Genomic DNA, 961 nt, shown 5'->3' on the forward strand with positions numbered 1-961 from the left:
TTACGGGTAGTGGGTTGACGATGATGTCAAAGGACCCTATGCTGCGGCATCCGAAGTCGGATACGGCGGCTACCCAGATGGTTTCCCCGCCCGGGGTGGTGTTTTCATAGGCTTCGGGGGTGGTGATTGGGTTGGTGCCGTCTTGGGCGTCGTTTTGGCTTGTATAGTATTCGGCGGTTACGCCTGTTGCGCCGTAGGTGATTTCGGCTTCACGGGTGGTGAGGTCGAAGGTTTCTAAAGCGTCGGGTGAGTTGTTGTCGTCGCATAGTTCGTAGTTGCTCGGGGTTGGTAACTCGGGTCTTGGGTGTACGATGAGTTCCAGGGGTTCTACGCCGGCGCAGTTGGTGGTGTTGCCTTCTTCTGTGACGCGGATATAGATGGTGCCGGTGATGGCGGTGTAGTTGGCTATATCGGCTATTGGGGTGCCGCCAAAGGTTGCGCCGTTTTGGGTTTCGTGGAAACTTATGGTGTAACCGGGCTGGTTATTGGTTACTTCGTCTATTGCCGGGGTTAAATCGAATATGGTATATCCGTCAAAATTATCGTCGCATTCTTCCAGCGTCGTTACCGGGAAGGTTGCGGGACGTTCGTCTATTTGTATGTTGAATTGGTGTTCGTCTGTACAGTCTACTTCTATACCGCTGTTGGCGTAGATGTATAGGTCTTGGGTGGTGGTGATAAGGTCGCCTGCGTTTAGCATGGTTCCTGTTCCGCCTGGTCCTGTGTAGTAGTTTCCTTCTTCTAGTTCGGGTAGGGTGTATTCTTCACAGGCTTGTAGGTCTGCGGGGGTGTCTACTTCTGGTTTTTGGTAGATGGTTACTTGGAAGCTTTCTTGGTCGGTACAGTTGTTGGGTGTGGTTCCGCTTTCGGCGTATACGTAGATGGTTTGTGTGGTGGTGATTACATCGCCTTCATTTAGCATGGTTCCTGTTCCGCCGGATTCTGTGTAGTAGTTGCCGTC

At 52.1% G+C, this 961-nt stretch carries 1 protein-coding gene; it reads right to left on the reverse strand.

The window, feature by feature from the left end; all coding sequences use genetic code 11:
• On the reverse strand, positions 1-961 hold a 961-nt coding region (locus IEW45_RS14730; protein ID WP_505692161.1), incomplete at both ends, for an FIDD domain-containing protein.

Source organism: Flavobacterium suaedae, from assembly GCF_014642915.1.
Taxonomy (GTDB): domain Bacteria; phylum Bacteroidota; class Bacteroidia; order Flavobacteriales; family Flavobacteriaceae; genus Flavobacterium; species Flavobacterium suaedae.